This window comes from Paraperlucidibaca baekdonensis, assembly GCF_003387535.1.
Lineage (GTDB): Bacteria > Pseudomonadota > Gammaproteobacteria > Pseudomonadales > Moraxellaceae > Perlucidibaca > Perlucidibaca baekdonensis.
In genome coordinates this window covers 41,164-57,660 of the sequence record NZ_QUNR01000002.1, presented here as the reverse complement: position 1 = coordinate 57,660, position 16,497 = coordinate 41,164, and the positions used below count along the sequence as shown (strand labels likewise).

At 55.5% G+C, this 16,497-nt stretch carries 16 protein-coding genes; 8 read left to right on the top strand and 8 right to left on the bottom strand.

Annotation, left to right across the window (positions count from 1 at the left end):
* Positions 1–23 precede the first annotated feature (23 nt).
* A complete protein-coding gene (locus DFR26_RS04165; RefSeq protein ID WP_116207718.1) occupies positions 24–1,004 on the top strand; it encodes a glutathione S-transferase family protein in 981 nt (326 codons plus the stop codon).
* Positions 1,005–1,078: 74 nt separating this feature from the next.
* Here the strand turns inward: DFR26_RS04165 and DFR26_RS04160 are convergent, their stop codons facing one another.
* On the bottom strand, positions 1,079–1,480 hold the full coding sequence (locus DFR26_RS04160) for a hypothetical protein (protein ID WP_116207717.1): 402 nt from the start codon (positions 1,478–1,480) through the stop codon (positions 1,079–1,081).
* Positions 1,481–1,703: 223 nt separating this feature from the next.
* A complete protein-coding gene (ppa, locus tag DFR26_RS04155) occupies positions 1,704–2,228 on the bottom strand; it encodes an inorganic diphosphatase (protein ID WP_116207716.1) in 525 nt (174 codons plus the stop codon).
* Between the two features lie 151 nt (positions 2,229–2,379).
* Between ppa and DFR26_RS04150 the strand changes: the two genes are divergently transcribed.
* Positions 2,380–4,188, top strand: a complete 1,809-nt coding sequence (locus DFR26_RS04150; RefSeq protein WP_116207715.1) for a monovalent cation:proton antiporter-2 (CPA2) family protein — start codon at positions 2,380–2,382, stop codon at positions 4,186–4,188.
* On the opposite strand, the gene DFR26_RS04145 is transcribed toward DFR26_RS04150, so the two are convergent.
* The gene (locus tag DFR26_RS04145; protein WP_116207714.1) at positions 4,181–5,353 is read right to left on the bottom strand and encodes a type III PLP-dependent enzyme; all 1,173 of its coding nucleotides are present in this window, start codon (positions 5,351–5,353) and stop codon (positions 4,181–4,183) included. The two genes, DFR26_RS04150 and DFR26_RS04145, sit on opposite strands and share 8 nt — an antisense overlap.
* A gap of 170 nt (positions 5,354–5,523) precedes the next feature.
* Positions 5,524–6,909 carry a PhoH family protein gene (locus DFR26_RS04140; protein ID WP_116207713.1) on the bottom strand — a complete coding sequence of 462 codons (1,386 nt, stop codon included), beginning with the start codon at positions 6,907–6,909 and terminating at the stop codon, positions 5,524–5,526.
* A 169-nt stretch (positions 6,910–7,078) separates the two neighbouring features.
* On the opposite strand from DFR26_RS04140, the gene ppnP reads away from it, so the two are divergent.
* Positions 7,079–7,390, top strand: a complete 312-nt coding sequence (gene ppnP / locus DFR26_RS04135) for a pyrimidine/purine nucleoside phosphorylase (RefSeq protein ID WP_116207712.1) — start codon at positions 7,079–7,081, stop codon at positions 7,388–7,390.
* Between the two features lie 8 nt (positions 7,391–7,398).
* Positions 7,399–8,139, top strand: coding sequence for a TerC family protein (locus DFR26_RS04130; RefSeq protein ID WP_116207711.1), 741 nt, complete (start codon positions 7,399–7,401; stop codon positions 8,137–8,139).
* On the opposite strand, the gene crcB is transcribed toward DFR26_RS04130, so the two are convergent.
* The 3 genes from crcB to DFR26_RS04115 are packed head-to-tail and all read right to left on the bottom strand — an operon-like array spanning position 8,136 to position 10,483.
* Complete coding sequence (gene crcB / locus DFR26_RS04125) at positions 8,136–8,519, bottom strand: fluoride efflux transporter CrcB (protein WP_116207710.1); 384 nt, start codon at positions 8,517–8,519, stop codon at positions 8,136–8,138. The two genes, DFR26_RS04130 and crcB, sit on opposite strands and share 4 nt — an antisense overlap.
* Positions 8,516–9,907 (bottom strand): UDP-N-acetylmuramate:L-alanyl-gamma-D-glutamyl-meso-diaminopimelate ligase, encoded by a 1,392-nt coding sequence (gene mpl, locus DFR26_RS04120; protein ID WP_116207709.1) that lies wholly within the window; start codon positions 9,905–9,907, stop codon positions 8,516–8,518. Before mpl ends, crcB begins: the two co-directional genes overlap by 4 nt.
* A gap of 3 nt (positions 9,908–9,910) precedes the next feature.
* The gene (locus DFR26_RS04115; RefSeq protein ID WP_116207708.1) at positions 9,911–10,483 is read right to left on the bottom strand and encodes a hypothetical protein; all 573 of its coding nucleotides are present in this window, start codon (positions 10,481–10,483) and stop codon (positions 9,911–9,913) included.
* A gap of 127 nt (positions 10,484–10,610) precedes the next feature.
* On the opposite strand from DFR26_RS04115, the gene DFR26_RS04110 reads away from it, so the two are divergent.
* The 4 genes from DFR26_RS04110 to DFR26_RS04095 all read left to right on the top strand — a co-directional run bounded on the left by DFR26_RS04110 (position 10,611) and on the right by DFR26_RS04095 (position 13,844).
* Entirely contained in the window at positions 10,611–10,790 is a 180-nt protein-coding gene (locus DFR26_RS04110; RefSeq protein WP_116207707.1) for a hypothetical protein, read from the top strand.
* Between the two features lie 50 nt (positions 10,791–10,840).
* On the top strand, positions 10,841–11,350 hold the full coding sequence (gene purE, locus DFR26_RS04105; RefSeq protein WP_116208145.1) for a 5-(carboxyamino)imidazole ribonucleotide mutase: 510 nt from the start codon (positions 10,841–10,843) through the stop codon (positions 11,348–11,350).
* A complete protein-coding gene (locus DFR26_RS04100; protein ID WP_116207706.1) occupies positions 11,347–12,471 on the top strand; it encodes a 5-(carboxyamino)imidazole ribonucleotide synthase in 1,125 nt (374 codons plus the stop codon). Before purE ends, DFR26_RS04100 begins: the two co-directional genes overlap by 4 nt.
* A gap of 62 nt (positions 12,472–12,533) precedes the next feature.
* Positions 12,534–13,844, top strand: a complete 1,311-nt coding sequence (locus tag DFR26_RS04095) for an ABC1 kinase family protein (RefSeq protein WP_116207705.1) — start codon at positions 12,534–12,536, stop codon at positions 13,842–13,844.
* Positions 13,845–13,850: 6 nt separating this feature from the next.
* Here DFR26_RS04095 and gspD read toward each other — a convergent pair whose 3' ends face one another.
* Positions 13,851–16,493, bottom strand: a complete 2,643-nt coding sequence (gene gspD, locus DFR26_RS04090) for a type II secretion system secretin GspD (RefSeq protein WP_116207704.1) — start codon at positions 16,491–16,493, stop codon at positions 13,851–13,853.
* Positions 16,494–16,497: the final 4 nt, after the last annotated feature.

Here is a 16,497-nt window from a genome sequence, read left to right as displayed (position 1 = left end):
GTTATCGGAATATAGGCGATTTTATGTATCAACTTTTCGGTATGGATGTCTCGCCGTACTCTGTCAAAGTGCGCGCGTTTATGCGTTACAAAGGCCTTGCGCACGACTGGCTATTGCGCAATCAGCGCAACGAAGCCGCGTTTCGTGCACACGCCAAGCTACCGCTCATTCCGCTGCTCGTCACCCCTGAAGGACAGGCGCTGCAAGACTCTACGCCCATCATGAGCTACTTAGAGCAGACCCACGCAATACCGACAGCAACGCTTGCCGACGCCGCGCAAAACTTTCTCTCCTACGCGCTGGAAGAGGCCGCCGATGAGTGGTTGGTTAAAGCCATGTTTCACTACCGCTGGAACTACGAAGCCGATCGCCTAGATGCCTCAATGCGCATTGCCAGCGCCAGTGTGGCCGCGGACGTAGACCCTAGCGCCTACGCAGAAAAAATTGCTGCTTTTTTGATGACTCGGCGCGAACCGCTCGGCTGCACCAGCGCCAATGCCGACGCCTTAGAAGCGCAGCTCGACGAAACGGCCTTGCGTCTCGACCAGCATCTCGCTGAGCAGGCATTTATCTTTGGCAATACCCTGTCATTTGCCGACTTCGGACTTGCCAGCATGTTTTTTCAGCTACTGTCCGACCCAACGCCTCGTGCACGTCTGGCCAAGCTTGGGCATATCCACCGCTGGGTTGATGCGGTCATGAGTGGCGCCACGCACGCCACAAACACGGCGCAAGAATGGTCTGCCTTCAGCAGCACCTTGGTGCCATTTATTGAGCACTTACTACTGCACACCTACCTGCCCTGGGCGCGCGCCAACGCAGCTCACGCAGCTAATGGCGAGCATTTTACTGTGCATATTCAGGGGCATGAGCTCAGCCAAACAGCACAAAAATACCCCGCAAAATCGTGGCTGACGCTGCAGTCTCGCTGGCACGCACTAAGCGATGGCGATCGTGATCGCGCAGACTCTTACCTCAATGGCTTAGCCGAGGCGATGGCCTAGCGAATTTTCAGGCAAAAAAAAGGGACGGCTGGCGCCGTCCCAAAAAAGGGTATTACTGTTCAACACACGCGGGATTAAGCAGCGCGCTTTTCACCTTTTGCCACTAACTCGTTAAACAGCTTCTGCACGTCGGCCAGCAGTTTATCGAGTTCAGCTTTAGCATCGACTGAAGCTAACTTGCCTTTCAGTTCCAATGCTTTGGCTTTCAATTCTTCGGTTTTGGCTTTCACGTCAACCGATTGCAGTTTGTCGGCTTCGGCTTTCACGTCGATAGCAGCGAGCTTGTCTTTGATTTCAACTGCTTTAGCTTTTAATTCGTCAGCTTTGGCATTGAAGTCAAGTGCTTGCAGCTTCTCGCCTTCGCTTTTCAACACTTCGAGCAAGCCTAGGCCAGCCATAGCGGCTTGACGACCAGCGTCTTTCACGCGGACCAGAATGTCTTGTTGCTCGGTTACGATATTTTTAAGTTCGCCCATAATGATGCTCCTTTTCACTCACGGTGGTTGGTTTTGAAGACCTTCATCCTGCACATGCAGAGCGATCTCCTTGGACGCCATGATAGGGGGGTGATCAGAAAGCACACAGGGATATTGTCTGACAATCTGACCAAGCGAGCTAATTTTTTGTGACTCAGCATTCACAAAAAAGCCCGCGAGCTGGCAACACCAGATCGCGGGCTTTTAAGCACAGAAAAGCGAATTACTTAGCGGCTTCTAGCGACTTCATAATTTCCGTGCGAGCGGCATCGGCATTTTCCCAGCCCATGATTTTCACCCATTTGCCGGATTCCAAGTCTTTGTAATGCGTGAAGAAATGCTCGATCTGGCGCAATAACAGCTCGGGCAGGTCGCTGTGCTCATGGACATCGTTATAAAGCGGCGAGAGCTTGGCATGCGGCACAGCAATGAGTTTGGCATCAACGCCGGACTCATCTTCCATCATCAACATACCGATGGGACGCGCACGAATAACTGCGCCTGGCACCACGGGGTGCGGGGTCACCACTAAGACATCGAGCGGATCGCCATCTTCAGAGAGCGTATTGGGAATGTAGCCATAGTTCGCGGGGTAAAACATGGCCGTGCCAACAAAGCGGTCAACAAATAACGCGTCGGCATCTTTGTCGATTTCGTATTTGATTGGTGCGTGATTGGCGGGGATCTCAATGACCACATAAATGTCGTTGGGCAGGTCTTTACCAGCGGGGATTTGGGCGTAGCTCATAGCAGGTGCTCTCGAATGGGCGAAAAACGCGCGCATTATAGCCTGACCAACGCCTCTTCGTGCAGCCTCGCCATAACCGCTGAGTAGATTTGCACTGCGACAGTGGTCGAATATGGTAAAACTGAGGCCAATTTCTGCTACTAGGATCATCATGCACGCGGTGTCATCGATTAGCTGGCTGCTCTTAGCAGCACTTATTATCGTGCCAATTTCGCGCCGACTTGGCCTGCCCTCGGTGATCGGCTATATGCTCGCGGGCATGCTCATTGGGCCGCATATTCTTGGTGCTATTCACGACACGGAAGGTGTCATTGAGATCGCTGACTTCGGCATTGCGATGCTGCTCTTTTTGATCGGCCTAGAGCTCGAGCCTAGCCGCCTCTGGGTGCTCAGACGCTCGGTCTTTGGCCTCGGTAGCGCGCAAGTACTCATTACCACCGCTGCGATTGCGCTACCGTGCTGGCTCATGGGCTTAAGCCCAACGGTGAGCCTCGTGGTCGGTGCGGGTCTGGCCATGTCATCCACCGCGTTTGCCCTGCAGCTGTTGGCAGAAAAGAACCAACTCAGCGCCAAGCATGGCCGCCAAGCATTTGCGATTTTGCTATTTCAAGATATCGCGGTGATCCCGCTGCTGGCGATTATTCCGCTGCTGGCAGGCAATAGCGCCGGCGTCATCAACAGCCCGCAACTGCTGCCCGTTATTGCGGTCTTTGCCGCCTTGTTTTTCGCCAGCCGCTTTCTGGTGCGCCCGGTGTTTCGCTTTATTGCCAATAGCAAAACGCCGGAGCTGTTTACCGGTCTGGGCTTATTTATCATCGTTGGCATGACTTGGCTGATGACCGAGATACACCTGTCAGCATCATTGGGTGCGTTTATTGCCGGCGTGCTGCTTGCCGACAGCGAGTACCGCCACGAACTTGAGGCGCAAATTCAGCCTTTTAAAGGCTTATTGCTGGGCTTGTTTTTTATGACCGTGGGCATGACCGCTAACCTGCCATTGCTCGGCCAAGAAGCTCGCACCATTTTGCTGGGTGCCGGCGTATTGGTGCTGCTGAAAGGCGCGATATTGTGGTTGCTCGGCCGACTCAATGGTAACGACACGAAAACGGCCATTCGCTTGGCCGTGACGCTACCGCAAGGCGGTGAATTCGCATTTATTGTCTTCACGACTGCCGTGGCCGTTGGGCTGCTGGAGCGCCATCTTGGCGAAATGCTGGTGCTCACCGTGACGCTGTCGATGGCCATGACACCCATTGGTTTTTTACTCTTGGAGCACGTACTCGAGCCGCGCTGGGGCAAAAAGCAGGAGCGCGACTTCGATGACATGCCCGATAACCATGAGCACGATGTCTTGATTGCCGGCTTTGGCCGCGTTGGACAGATCGTGGCGCGTGTTTTGCGTGTCCATCACATCCCGTTTGTGGCGTTGGAAAGTAGCGCGCGGCAAGTCGATTTTGTGCGACTGTTTGGCAACAAAGTCTATTACGGACGGCCTGATTCACATGCACTGCTTCTGGCTGCTGGCGCGGCGAAAGCAAAGATCATTGTGCTCGCTATTGATGATGTCGACGAGTCGGTACACACCGCCAAACTCATTCGCCGCCACTTCCCCAATACGCCAGTTTATGCCCGCGCACGCGATCGCATGCACGCTTACCGCTTAATGGACTTGGGCGTTAGCTTGATTCATCGCGAGACCTTTGCCAGCAGCCTCGAGCTCGCCAGCGATGTGCTACAGGCCATTGGTTTTAGTGCCGCAAGCGCGAAAGCCGGCGTGCAGCGTTTTCGTGAATACGATGAAGACTTGGTGATTCGCCAACAAGCGATCTATCAGGATGAAGCCGAGTTAGTCGCGAGCGCGAAGCAGTCGATGCGGGAATTAGAAGAGCTATTTGCTAGCGATGCGCGCGCCGCCAAACGACGCGGCGCATCGGAGCAAAACGACAGCGAGATTAGCTGACGTAGTAGGTTTGCAGCGGCGGGAAGCCGTTGAACTCAACCGAGCTGTAGGAGTTGGTGTAGGCGCCCGTGGTCATCCAGTACAGACGATCGCGCGGAGCCAAGCTCATCGGCAAGTGATAGCCGACGTTCTCATACATGATATCGGTGGAGTCGCAAGTTGGACCTGCCAACACCACACTGCCCTCTTTATTGTCGCTTTCATCCATTTTTTCGGTGTAGATCGGGTACTTGATCGACTCACCCATGGTTTCCATCAGGCCTTGGAATAAGCCCACGTCGGTATAGACCCAACGCTTTAAGTCGGTGCGTGACTTACGCGAAATCAGCACCACTTCCGATACCAGTACACCGGACTCGCCAACTAAGGAGCGACCGGGCTCAAGGATGATTTCGGGCGCGTCATCGCCGTAGTCATCATGCAAATAGCGCAGAATTTCTTGCGCATAGATATTGATGGGGTTGACCTCAGAAATATAGTTGGCCGGGAAGCCGCCGCCCATATTGATCATTTTCAGCTCGACTTCTTCCTCGAACTTCATCCAGTCAAACATGTACTTCACTTTCGACAGCGCCGCATCCCAAACAGCAATGTCTTTTTGCTGCGAGCCAACATGGAAAGAGATGCCGTAAGGAATCAAGCCTTGGTTTTTGGCTTGCACGAGCAAATCAATGGCCATATCGGGGTGGCAACCAAATTTACGCGACAAGGGCCACTCGGCGGTCTCTCCGCCTTCCACCAGGATGCGCACGAAAATTTTCGAGCCCGGCGCGTACTCGGCAATATTCTGCAAGTCAGCTTTCGAGTCAGTGGCAAATAAACGGATGCCTTGCTCGTAGGCCCACTTCACATGCGCGGCCTTTTTGATGGTGTTGCCATAGCTGACGCGATCGGGCGATACGCCAGAGTCCAGCACTTTGCTGAGCTCAAACATCGACGCGCAGTCAAAGTTCGAACCTAAGTCACGCAGCAGGTCGATCACTGGCTGGCCGGGGTTTGCCTTCAGCGCATAATGCACCTTGGCTTTCGGGAAGCAGTTAGTGAGCTCAACGTATTTTTGCTTGATGATTTCGAGATCGACGACCAGAAACGGCGTCTCTTTGCCGTCGGCCACTTTCTTAATTTTTGCCCATTCGGCATCGGAGCAGTAGTCAGATAAACGCATAACAAGCCATCCTTCAGTTTGCGAGAAAACAAAAGCCCTTAGCGCCCGAAACACGGGGTCTCAAGGCTCCTACAAGCGTCAGGTTGCTGCGTGGCACGTGGCTGGTTCGCCCTGGCACTGACGCCGCGAAGGGTAAAGCCAAAGCAGACCACAATCAAGAATGCAGAACCCTACAAATTGGCCTCGGCATACTCTGCCAAGACCGAACGCGGCACACCTTCAAGCTGAATGTGTCCGCCATGCGCAAAGCCTTTAAAGCGCTCACACATATAAGTTAGACCAGAGCTTATGGGGTTTAAATACGGCGTGTCGATTTGTGCCAAATTGCCCAAGCACACTACTTTAGAGCCCTCACCGGCACGCGTAATGATCGCTTTCATTTGATGCGGCGTGAGATTTTGGCACTCATCAATCAGGATCAATGACTTCTGAAAGCTACGACCGCGAATGTAATTTAGCGCCTTAAACTGAATATTGGCGCGTTCACGGACATATTCAATCGAGCCTTTCGGGCTTTCATCATGCAAATGCAGCGCCTCAATATTATCGCTAATGGCGCCCAACCACGGATCCATTTTTTCCTCTTCTGTGCCCGGCAAAAAGCCGTGCTCCTCGGCTAATGGTGGCGTGGAGCGCGTGGCAATAATTTTATTAAAACGCTTATCCTCAATGCTCTGCTCAATGGCGGTGGCCAGCGCCAAAATGGTTTTGCCTGAGCCCGCCGGCCCGGTTAAGGACACCAAATGCACACTGGGGTCAGCGAGCAAATCTAAGGCCATCGCCTGCAAAATATTGTGCGGCTTTAAACCCCACACCTCTTGGCTCATCAAGCGATCTTCATTGAGGTCGCGCAAGACAATATGCTCATCATCGACCGAAAGTACGCGGCCAATAAAGCCCATCTCATCTTTAATAAATTGGTTGGCATACACCGCCTCGGCCCAGTCGGCACGCTTCAAATAGTGCCGCGTCTCGCCCAAGGCCTGCACGCTATCGACGCGGCTAAAGCGATCCCAAAATGAGCCCTCGAAATGCGCATAGCCCTTGGCGAGCTGTTTAATGTCAGACACCAATTGATCGTTGGCGTAATCCTCGCTGGCAATACCGCAGGCACGCGCCTTCAAGCGCATATTGATGTCCTTGGTCACCAACACCAAGTCAGTGGCAGGCTCAGCGAGCTGCAAAGCCACTAGTAAATTAATGATTTTATTGTCATTTAGCGCGCTATTGAGCGTCTGCACGCTGCCTTCGGGCTGATCTAGCAATACCGATAAAAAGCCCAGGTGCTCGCGCTGGGCATCGCGCCAAATTGGCACACCAGCGCGGATTTGCTGCGGTGAGGCATCACCCAAAATGCGATCGATCTGCCGAATCGCCGCGCGACATTCGACAGACACCGTGGCTTTACCGGACTTCAGCTTGTCGAGCTCTTCGAGCACGGTCATTGGCAACAGTACGTGATGTTCTTCAAAGTTGAGTAAGGCGTTGGGATCGTGAATCAGTACATTGGTATCAAGAACAAACGCTTTACGATGCGACTCCGCAGGTGATGTCATGGATCAGCCTCCTATGGCCTCAATCGGTGACGAGTGTCACCACAACACATATGACCTAGGAAAAACTACAATAGCGCGTGCGATTGCGAAAGATATTTATCGTGACGCTTTGCGACCAAGGGCTGAAGCCCTAGAATCCGCGCAATCTTTCGTGAAGCCGGAGCGCCCCATGACTCAGTTCGACAATGTTTCTGTGATAAAAAAAGCCAACGTTTATTTTGATGGCCGCTGCATAAGCCATGCCGTCATTTTTGCTGATGGCACACGCAAAACCTTGGGCGTGATTTTGCCATCGACCCTACTATTCACCACGCAAGCAGCGGAAATCATGGAAATCACTGCCGGTCATTGCCGCGTACGCCAAGCCGGCAGCGAGACATGGACTGACTACAAAGGCGGCAGCTCATTTGATGTGCCCGCCAACTCCAGCTTCGACATCGAGACCATCGAGACCCTAGACTATGTCTGCCACTTTGCCTGAGAGCCGCTATGTTTGAATGGATTGCTGACCCCCAAGCATGGGTCACGTTGGCCACACTGAGTCTCTTAGAGATTGTGCTGGGCATCGACAATATTATTTTCCTGACCATCTTGGTCAATAAAGTCGCCCCGGAAAAGCGTCAGTTTGCCCGCGTCTTTGGTCTAGGGTTGGCCATGCTGTCGCGCATCGCGCTGTTGCTATCGATCACTTGGGTCATGCGCCTTACCGAGCCGCTGATTACGCTGGCTGGCGTGGCGGTGACTGGGCGTGACTTGATTTTAATTGGTGGTGGCTTTTTCCTACTCTGGAAATCGGCGACCGAAATTTTCGATACCGTCGAAGGCGAGCCCGGTCATGTGCAAGTGACCAGCACGGCAGCAGCCGCTGGTTCGAGCTTTTTAGCGGTTATTGTGCAAATCGCCATTATCGATATCGTGTTTTCGCTGGACTCAGTCATCACTGCGGTTGGTCTCGCCGACGATGTCAGCATCATGGTTATCGCCATTATGTTGTCGGTAGTGGTGATGATGTTTGCCGCTAAGCCAATTGGCGAATTTGTCGAGGAGCATCCATCGATCAAAGTGTTGGCGCTAGCCTTCTTGATTTTGGTCGGCACGCTGCTGATTGCCGAAGGCTTTGGTCAGCACGTGCCCAAAGGCTATGTCTACGGTGCCATGGCCTTCTCAGTCATGGTGGAGATGCTCAATATCCGCATGCGTAAACGCGGCAAGCAGCGACTCGACGCTTAAGCGCGCAAGGCACTGACGCTGGCCATCCCCGCCAGCGTTAGCGCAATCGAGCCGACTACGTGCAGGCTGATGTGCGTCAGCGCCGGCCACCAAAGCTGGCGCTGCATGAGGCTCACGGCTTCTAGCGAAAACGTCGAAAACGTCGTCAGGCCGCCCAGCAGGCCGGTCATCAGCAGCAGGCGGGTGGTATCTGATACGCCTGAGTGCACGCTAAACAGCGCCGCTAAGACACCAATGGCATAGGCGCCAACCCAGTTGGCGAGCAAGGTGCCAGCCGGCAGTGTAGGCCAGAGGGCATTGAAGCCGAGACCGAGCATCCAGCGTAATAACGCGCCGATGGCTGCGCCCACCGCGACGGCGAGTGCCGCCAAAAACGTCACGCGCTGACTCCCGATGCATGGCGCGCCTGCAACGCCGCCAGCAAGCGCTGATGAATGCCGCCAAAGCCACCATTGCTCATCACCACAATGGCATCGCCAGCACGCGCCTCGTTGCTGACTCGCGCAATAATCGCGTCAAGATCGGTGGCTAGGCTGGCGCCCGCCGCGCTGGCGACATTGGCTAAATCCCAGTCCATGCCCGGTGGCTGATACCAAATCACGTGATCGGCCGGCGCCGCTGACTGCGCCAAATGCGCTTTGTGTGCGCCCAAGCGCATGGTGTTGGAGCGCGGCTCAATAATCGCCCAAATTCGTGCCGAACCTTGGCGCTCACGCAAGCCATCGAGCGTGCTGCGGATGGCCGTGGGGTGATGCGCAAAATCATCATAGAGCGCAATGCCGCCCGGCGTGCCGAGCAGCTCCATGCGCCGCTTTACCCCGGGAAACTGCGACAGCGCCGCGGCGGCCTGCGCCACGCTGACGCCAACATGCTCAGCGCTGGCGATCGCGGCCAAGCCATTGCGCACGTTATGCAGGCCCGTGAGCGACCAACGCACCTCCGCAGTGCGCTTGCCGTGATGCCAAATGGCAAACGCCGAGCCATCGGCCTCGAGTAATTCAGCCTGCCATTGAGGCGCGTCGGCTGTATCGGAATGACCGATGGCCATGGTCTGTGTTGGTGTCCAGCAACCCATGGCAATGACGTCGTGCAGCGCCGGCTCATCATCCGGAAATAAGATGCGCCCAGCACCGGGGATGGTGCGCACGAGATGGTGAAACTGCTTTTGAATAGCCGCGAGGCTGTCAAAAATATCGGCGTGGTCGAACTCGAGATTGTTCAGCACAGCGGTGCGCGGCGCATAATGCACGAACTTCGAACGTTTATCGAAAAACGCCGAGTCGTACTCATCGGCCTCCACGACAAAATAGCGCCCACCACCCAGCTGCGCGCTCGCGGCGAAGCCCTGCGGCACACCACCAATGAGAAACCCCGGCGCCAAACCCGCCTGCTCCAAGACCCACGCCACCATGGTCGTGGTCGTGGTTTTACCGTGCGTGCCGGCCACACCAATGACATGCCGGCCCTGCAAAACATGTTGCGCCAACCACGCCGGCCCGGAGGTGTAGCTAATGCCCTGCTCGAGCACATACTCCACAGCCTCAATGCCGCGCTTGAGGGCATTGCCGATAATCACCAGGTCAGGCGCCGGCTGCAGATGCGCCGCGCGATAGCCTTCCATCAGCGTGATGCCCTGCGCTTCGAGCTGTGTACTCATTGGCGGATAAACGGCGGTGTCGCTGCCACTGACATCATGGCCCAAAGCCTTCGCCAGCACCGCCAGCGAGCCCATAAAGGTGCCGCAAATGCCCAAAATATGGATATGCATGGCCTAGCGCTCCGGCGTCATGGCAGGCGTTGCTGGTTCAGCCGTTGGCACATCGGGCGTTGGCACTAAATCGGGGAAAAGGCTGACCGCAACAACCATCACCAAGAGTAATGGCACGAGCGCCTGCAAAATGCCCCGCAAACGCGAAATGGCTAGGGTTTGCGCGTAAATAAAGCCACGCACATTCAGGCTCCACAGTGTCATGGCGATTTGCAAAATGGCGGCCACGCCAAGCAGCACATCGCCGCCTTGAATGGAGATCAGCGCGATCGGAAAGGCTAATGCCGAGATCCACGTATCAATCAATACCAGCGCGGTGAAGCTTTGCGTCCAGCGATTGCGCCAGCCGCGCCGCTGCAAACAAAAAATCAGCCAAAAAGCTTCCGCAGCCAATGCCATAGCCGATAGCTGCAGCACGGGCTTGTCCATGCCACTGCCCGCCAGCGATTGAATAGCGAAACTGATGACGAGATTGAGCGCCACCAATGGAATGATTAAACGCGGCGCAAACGGCAGCGCATCGGGCCCCGCACGGAAGGTGAGTAGCGACCAACCCATCGACAAAACAGCGTTCATGAATCACCCTAGAAAATATTGATTTAGCGATTCTCGCAAAGTGCTGCGAGCGCGTCATCTATTGTTCCATGTCTCTGACCGTGAAGCCCTGTAAAGTGATGTTTATTCGACCTAGAGTATTGATTTTATGAGCCAACAATCGCGACCAAACGACTCAACACCACCACCGCCCTCGCCCAATGACATCGCCCGTGAGCCCATGCCGGCTAACTTCAATCCGTTTTGGCGCTTTTTAGGCCTACTTTTTTTGCTCACCGTTGGCATCGGCATCGCCTCAGCGATCATCGGACTTGCCCTGTCTGACTGATTCCTCGACAATTCGCGGTTTCCAACCGTCGACATCTAGGGATGGCCATTATGACCGCCACCACGCACGCGCCACTCGTTGGCATCATTATGGGCTCGCAATCTGACTGGTCGACCATGGAACATGCCGCCAACACATTGCGCGACTTAGGCGTGGCGTTTGAGGCCGAAGTGGTTTCTGCCCACCGTACGCCCGATAAACTCTTTGATTACGCCGAACACGCGGCCGGCCGTGGCATTCAAGTGATTATTGCTGGTGCCGGCGGCGCCGCACATCTACCCGGCATGTGTGCGGCCAAAACGGCGTTGCCCGTGCTCGGCGTACCCGTCCAGTCTCACGCGCTCAACGGCCTCGACTCACTACTCTCCATTGTGCAAATGCCCGGCGGTGTCCCTGTTGGCACACTGGCTATTGGCAAGGCTGGCGCCATCAACGCGGCGTTATTAGCGACACAGATTCTGGCATTGAATGACGCCACCCTGCATGCCGCTATTAGCGCATTTCGCGCGCGCCAAACCGATACCGTGCTGGCCAACCCATTGCCCGGCGTTACAGCATGAGCTTGCGCATTGGGGTCTTGGGCGGTGGCCAGCTCGGCCGCATGATGGCGCTCGCCGGCTATCAACTAAACTTGTCGTTTAGCTTCTTTGATCGCGCCGAAGACTGCCCATCTGCCGCCCTAGGCCCACGCTTTGGCGATGACACCTACAGCACCGAGAGTCTGCAAGCATTTATTGACTCTGCCGATGTTTTCACCTACGAGTTTGAAAATATCCCAACCGCCTGGGTGGACATGATCGCCGCACAAAAGCCGGTTTTTCCAGGCGTGAAATCCTTGGCGGTGTCGCAAAATCGACTCAACGAAAAGCAGCTTTTTAGTGCGCTCAATATCCCCTCGGCACGCTACCACACCATTCAATGCGCTAATGATCTGACAGCGGCAGTCGCCGCCATCGGCCTGCCATTGGTGGTCAAAACTGTCACCGAAGGTTACGACGGCAAGGGCCAGTTCCTGCTGCGCGAGGCCGAGCAAATCGAGCAATGCTGGCAATTGTTGGGCAGCTCAGTGCCGCTGATTGCCGAAGAATTTGTGCAGTTTCGGCGAGAATTATCGATCATTGCCGTGCGCGGACAAGATGGCCAGACACAGTTTTACCCACTGGCTGAAAATCACCACCACCGTGGCATTTTAAGCCACTCAATCGTGCCCGCCCCGCACCTTGATGAAAATACGCAGCTTACCGCTGAGCGCTACATTTCCTCTATTTTGCAGTCCTTAGATCATGTGGGCGTACTGACGCTTGAGCTCTTCGAGACGCGCCACGGCTTAGTCGCCAATGAGACTGCGCCACGCGTTCATAACTCAGGGCACTGGAGCATAGAGGGCGCGCATTGCTCGCAATTTGAAAACCATGTGCGTGCGGTCGCGGGCCTGCCACTTGGCTGTACGCGTGCAGAAAAGCCAAGCGCCATGCTCAATATCATTGGCGAGTACCCGAGCAGTGCGCAGGTTTTGGACATCACCGAAGCACACTTGCATCTATACGGTAAAACGGAGCGTCCCGATCGGAAAATTGGCCACATTACGGTGCTCGCCGATTCCTATGCCGAGCTCAATGGCCGCATCAAAAAGCTCGCCGATGTGCTGCCAAACCCCATGGCGCTGAATCTGTCACGCTAGGCTCGCCGCCGGCGGCGCAATCACCTAAGCTGCATGAACTCATGCACGCTTAGGAGCCCGTCGTGGCCAAACCACCCAAGAAAAGCCCGTCCCGCCTACTCAGCTTAGCCGGTATGACAGCGCGCATTGGTAGCGACGTTGCACGCGATCGATGGCAGCGACTATGGCAAAAAGACATCGATAGCAGCGCTGCCGACGCCGCGCTCTACACGCGCATTGGTCGCGAAATTGCGGCCACATTGGGCAATATGAAAGGTGCCGTCATGAAGGTCGGGCAGATCATTTCGCAATATCGCGACGTGCTGCCGGCTGAGCTTATTGAGGCCCTGAGCAGCTTACAAAATCAAGCACCTGCACGCCCTTTTAGCGAAGTTGAGGCGCGCCTGATAGAAGCCTTCGGCAGCGATTGGCGTCAGCATTTTCAACGCGTTGATGAGATCGCGTTGGCGAGTGCATCGATTGCCCAAGTGCATCGCGCCTGCACGCGTGATGGGCGCGAAGTGGTCGTGAAGGTGCAGTACCCTGACGTTGACCAGAGCATTAAAGCCGACCTTCGCCAACTACGCATGGCTTTTAAAATCGCTCGCGTGCTGCCCGTAAACGGTGAGCTGCTCGATGCTATTTTTGAAGAAATTCGCCAAAGCTTGAGTGATGAGCTGGACTACTTTTTAGAGGCCAATACCCTCCAGCGCTTTCGTGAATTTCACCAAGATGACCCGCTCGTGATCATTCCCGAAGTAGTGGTTGCGCTGAGTTCACGACACGTGCTGACGTTGATTTATGAGCCTGGCGATCACTTTGCTGAGCTGGATGCGCGCTACGACCAAGCCACGCGCAACGCCCTGGGCGAGCGGCTATTTCGCAGCATGGCCCGCCAGCTATTTATCTTGAAAACGGTGCATTGCGATCCGCATCCCGGTAACTTCGCCGCCCGCCGCGATGGCAGCATTATCATGTATGACTTCGGCTCGGTGAAAACGCTCAGCGATGCGGGCGTGCAGCGTTACGCCAGCATCACAGAGGCCGCGCTGGCCAATGATGCCCAGCGCTTAGAACAAGGCTTAATTGCCATGGGCGCGCGCAATACCGACCACACGCCACACCTAGACGCTGCCTTTTATGCGCCGTGGATGCGCTTGGCTGGTGCCAGCATTGGCGATGATATCGTGAAATATGGCGAGTTCCCGCTGGCCGAAATAGCGATGAAGCTGAGCCGAGAGGCCCTACCGCATTGGCGCGCCTTTCAGCCCGTACCCGAGCAGGTCATGATCAATCGTGCCATTGGTGGGCACTACTGGAACCTTCGCGAGCTGCGTGCCGAGCTCGCCATGCGACCTGAGGTGTTGGCATGGACGAGCGCGGCGTTAGCCTAGGGCAGACTATTCATCAATGTAATAAATGTTGCCGCTTTTGGTGCGGATTTCACGCTTGCCTTTTGGGGCGCTGGAGGTCGGCTCATCGGCTGCCGGAGACGCGGCTGCAGGCGCCTGTGCATCAATCGCGCCTAGTGGCTGATAGACATTGCCACTGCCGGTCCGAATCTCACGCGGTGCTGCAGCGCGAGGCGATGGTGCAATGGGAGCAGGCTGAGCGACTGGTGCAGGACTGACTTGTGCTCGTGGCGCGAGTACTGGTTCACTGTCATCTGCTGATGAGAATACCGGATCATCACTCCCCGCAAACGGCTTAGCAGCAGGCGCGGCACGCACAATCGGCGGCTCATAGGTGGCGCGACTGGGCGCTGGTGCGGCTGGCTCAGGCGCTGCTTGCGGCTGAGCGGGTGCAGCTTTCTGCGGTGCGGGTATGCGCTGAATAACCGCGCGCTCAGCAGGCATGGGCGAAGACTCAATCGGGTCGGCAAAATCTGCGCTATAAACCGATGGCTCCTCTAGCGCCGCACTCGGCGACGCGGGAATCGTGCGCACGGCTTGTGGCTTAGCGGGCGCCGGAGCGGCAGCAGGTGTTGGCTGCGGCGCGGGCGCGGGTGGCTCGACCACAGTCGGTGCTTGCGCGGCCTGCTCATCGCCATCACGCTGAATGCCACCTTGGTAAATATCGCGTACATCAGGCGGTAACTTGGTCAAGCGCCCTTCAGCATCCATGCCTAAATCGACACGGCGCACAGCACCGTATTGGCGCTTGGTCACGGCCGCGGCCTGCACACTGCTGCGAACAATAGTGGGCTGCAAGAAAACTAACAAGTTACGCTTGGTGCGGCTATCTGTGGTGGATCGGAACAGAATACCAATGCCGGGAATATCACCCAAAATCGGCACCTTACTCACCGACTTAGTGACGTCATCTTGCACTAAGCCACCGAGCACGATGGTCTGGCCATCGTCAGCCAAAATCGACGTTTCAATCGAGCGTTTATTGGTAATGATGTCGGATGACTGAATGCCATCGACCGAGGGCACCACCGATGACACTTCCTGCTCAACATCCAAACGCACCGTACCGCCATCGGTAATCGTCGGTGTGACTTTCAGCGTAATACCCACATCCTGACGCTGAATCGTCGTGAATGGGTTGGTCACGCCAGAACCCGTGGTGCCGGTAGAGCCCGTAATAAACGGCACGTTTTGACCCACCACAATTTTCGCTTCTTGGTTATCTAGCGTCATGATGCTGGGCGTCGACAGCAGGTTAGCGTCTGACACCGAGTTCAGTGCCTGAATTAAGGCACCATAAAATGAGCGATCGCCATTCGAGTTAGTCCGCGAAGTACCAAAGCCAACGGCGGCGCCATTGCCCAAACCGGCTTGCGTAAAATCATTGGTCGCAATGGCACCGGCCAAGCTGGTTAAGCTCGCCCCGGCGTTATTAAAGTTGATGACACCCACACCGGCACGCGGATCACCAGCGGCCCATTGCACGCCGAGCTGCTCGGCGTTATTGCCCGACACCTCAACAATGGCGGCTTGAATCAACACTTGCGCGCGACGCTTATCGAGATCATCAAGTACGGACTCAATTTGGCGCAGCTGCGTGGGCTTCGCACGCACAATGAGCGCGTTTTGTGTCTCATCGGCGATCAAGCTGGCGCCTTCCACGGTAATCGTGGTGGTCGACGCACCGGCGCGCGGCGAGCTGCCATCACTGCCACTTCCTGTACCTGTTGATACGGTTGATGACGATGAGGATTGCTTGCTGTCGGTGGTCAGCACGCCCTTTAACACCTCAGCCACTTGCCGCGCACTGGCGAATTTCAAGCGATAGACCTTCACTTGATCGTCGTTCATGTCTGGCGCTGAGTCCAAGCTTTGAATAACCGCGCGAACTCGGTCACGTAGCGCACGATCACCACGCACCAAGAGGCGGTTAGTCCGCTCATCAACAACGAGTCGCACTTTGCCGGGTTGGCCGCCATTTTTACTAACCGCCGGCGCGCCAGACTCCATGGTTTCCAGAATATTTAGCAGATCGCTGGCCTTGCCATTTTTGACAGGAATAATCTCAATAGCATCGTCTTTTTCACCGTCATCGAGATCACGGATGATGCCCACCATGGCCTCAACGTTGCTCGCGCGATCAGAAATCACCAAGGCGTTATTGCCCGGCACCGCGGCCAAGTGTGCAAACTGCGGCATCATCGGTCGCAGCGCCGCCAGCAGCTCGGTGGCATTCGCTTGCTGCAGCATGATCACCCGCGTCACTAATTCTTCACCGTCACGATAGCCACCCGCATCGACGCGTACGCCGGATTGGCGGGCATTGGTATCGGGTAAAATTTTGATCACCGGACCGCTTGGCACAGCCGCAAAGCCATTAATGCTGAGCACGCTTTGAAAGAGCTCATAGAGCTCGCTGGCCGACATTTCACGTGTGGAAATCACGGTGACATTGCCTTTGAGTCGCGGATCAACGACAAAATTTTTGCCGGTGATCTCCGCCATTTCACTCACAAGTGCGGAGATATCGGCATCTTTCAGATTGATTTTCCACGTCTTTTCCGCCAATGCCGAGTGGCTGACCAATAACATCATGCATAAAGCGAGGGATTTATATACGGGTTTTTTCATGGGG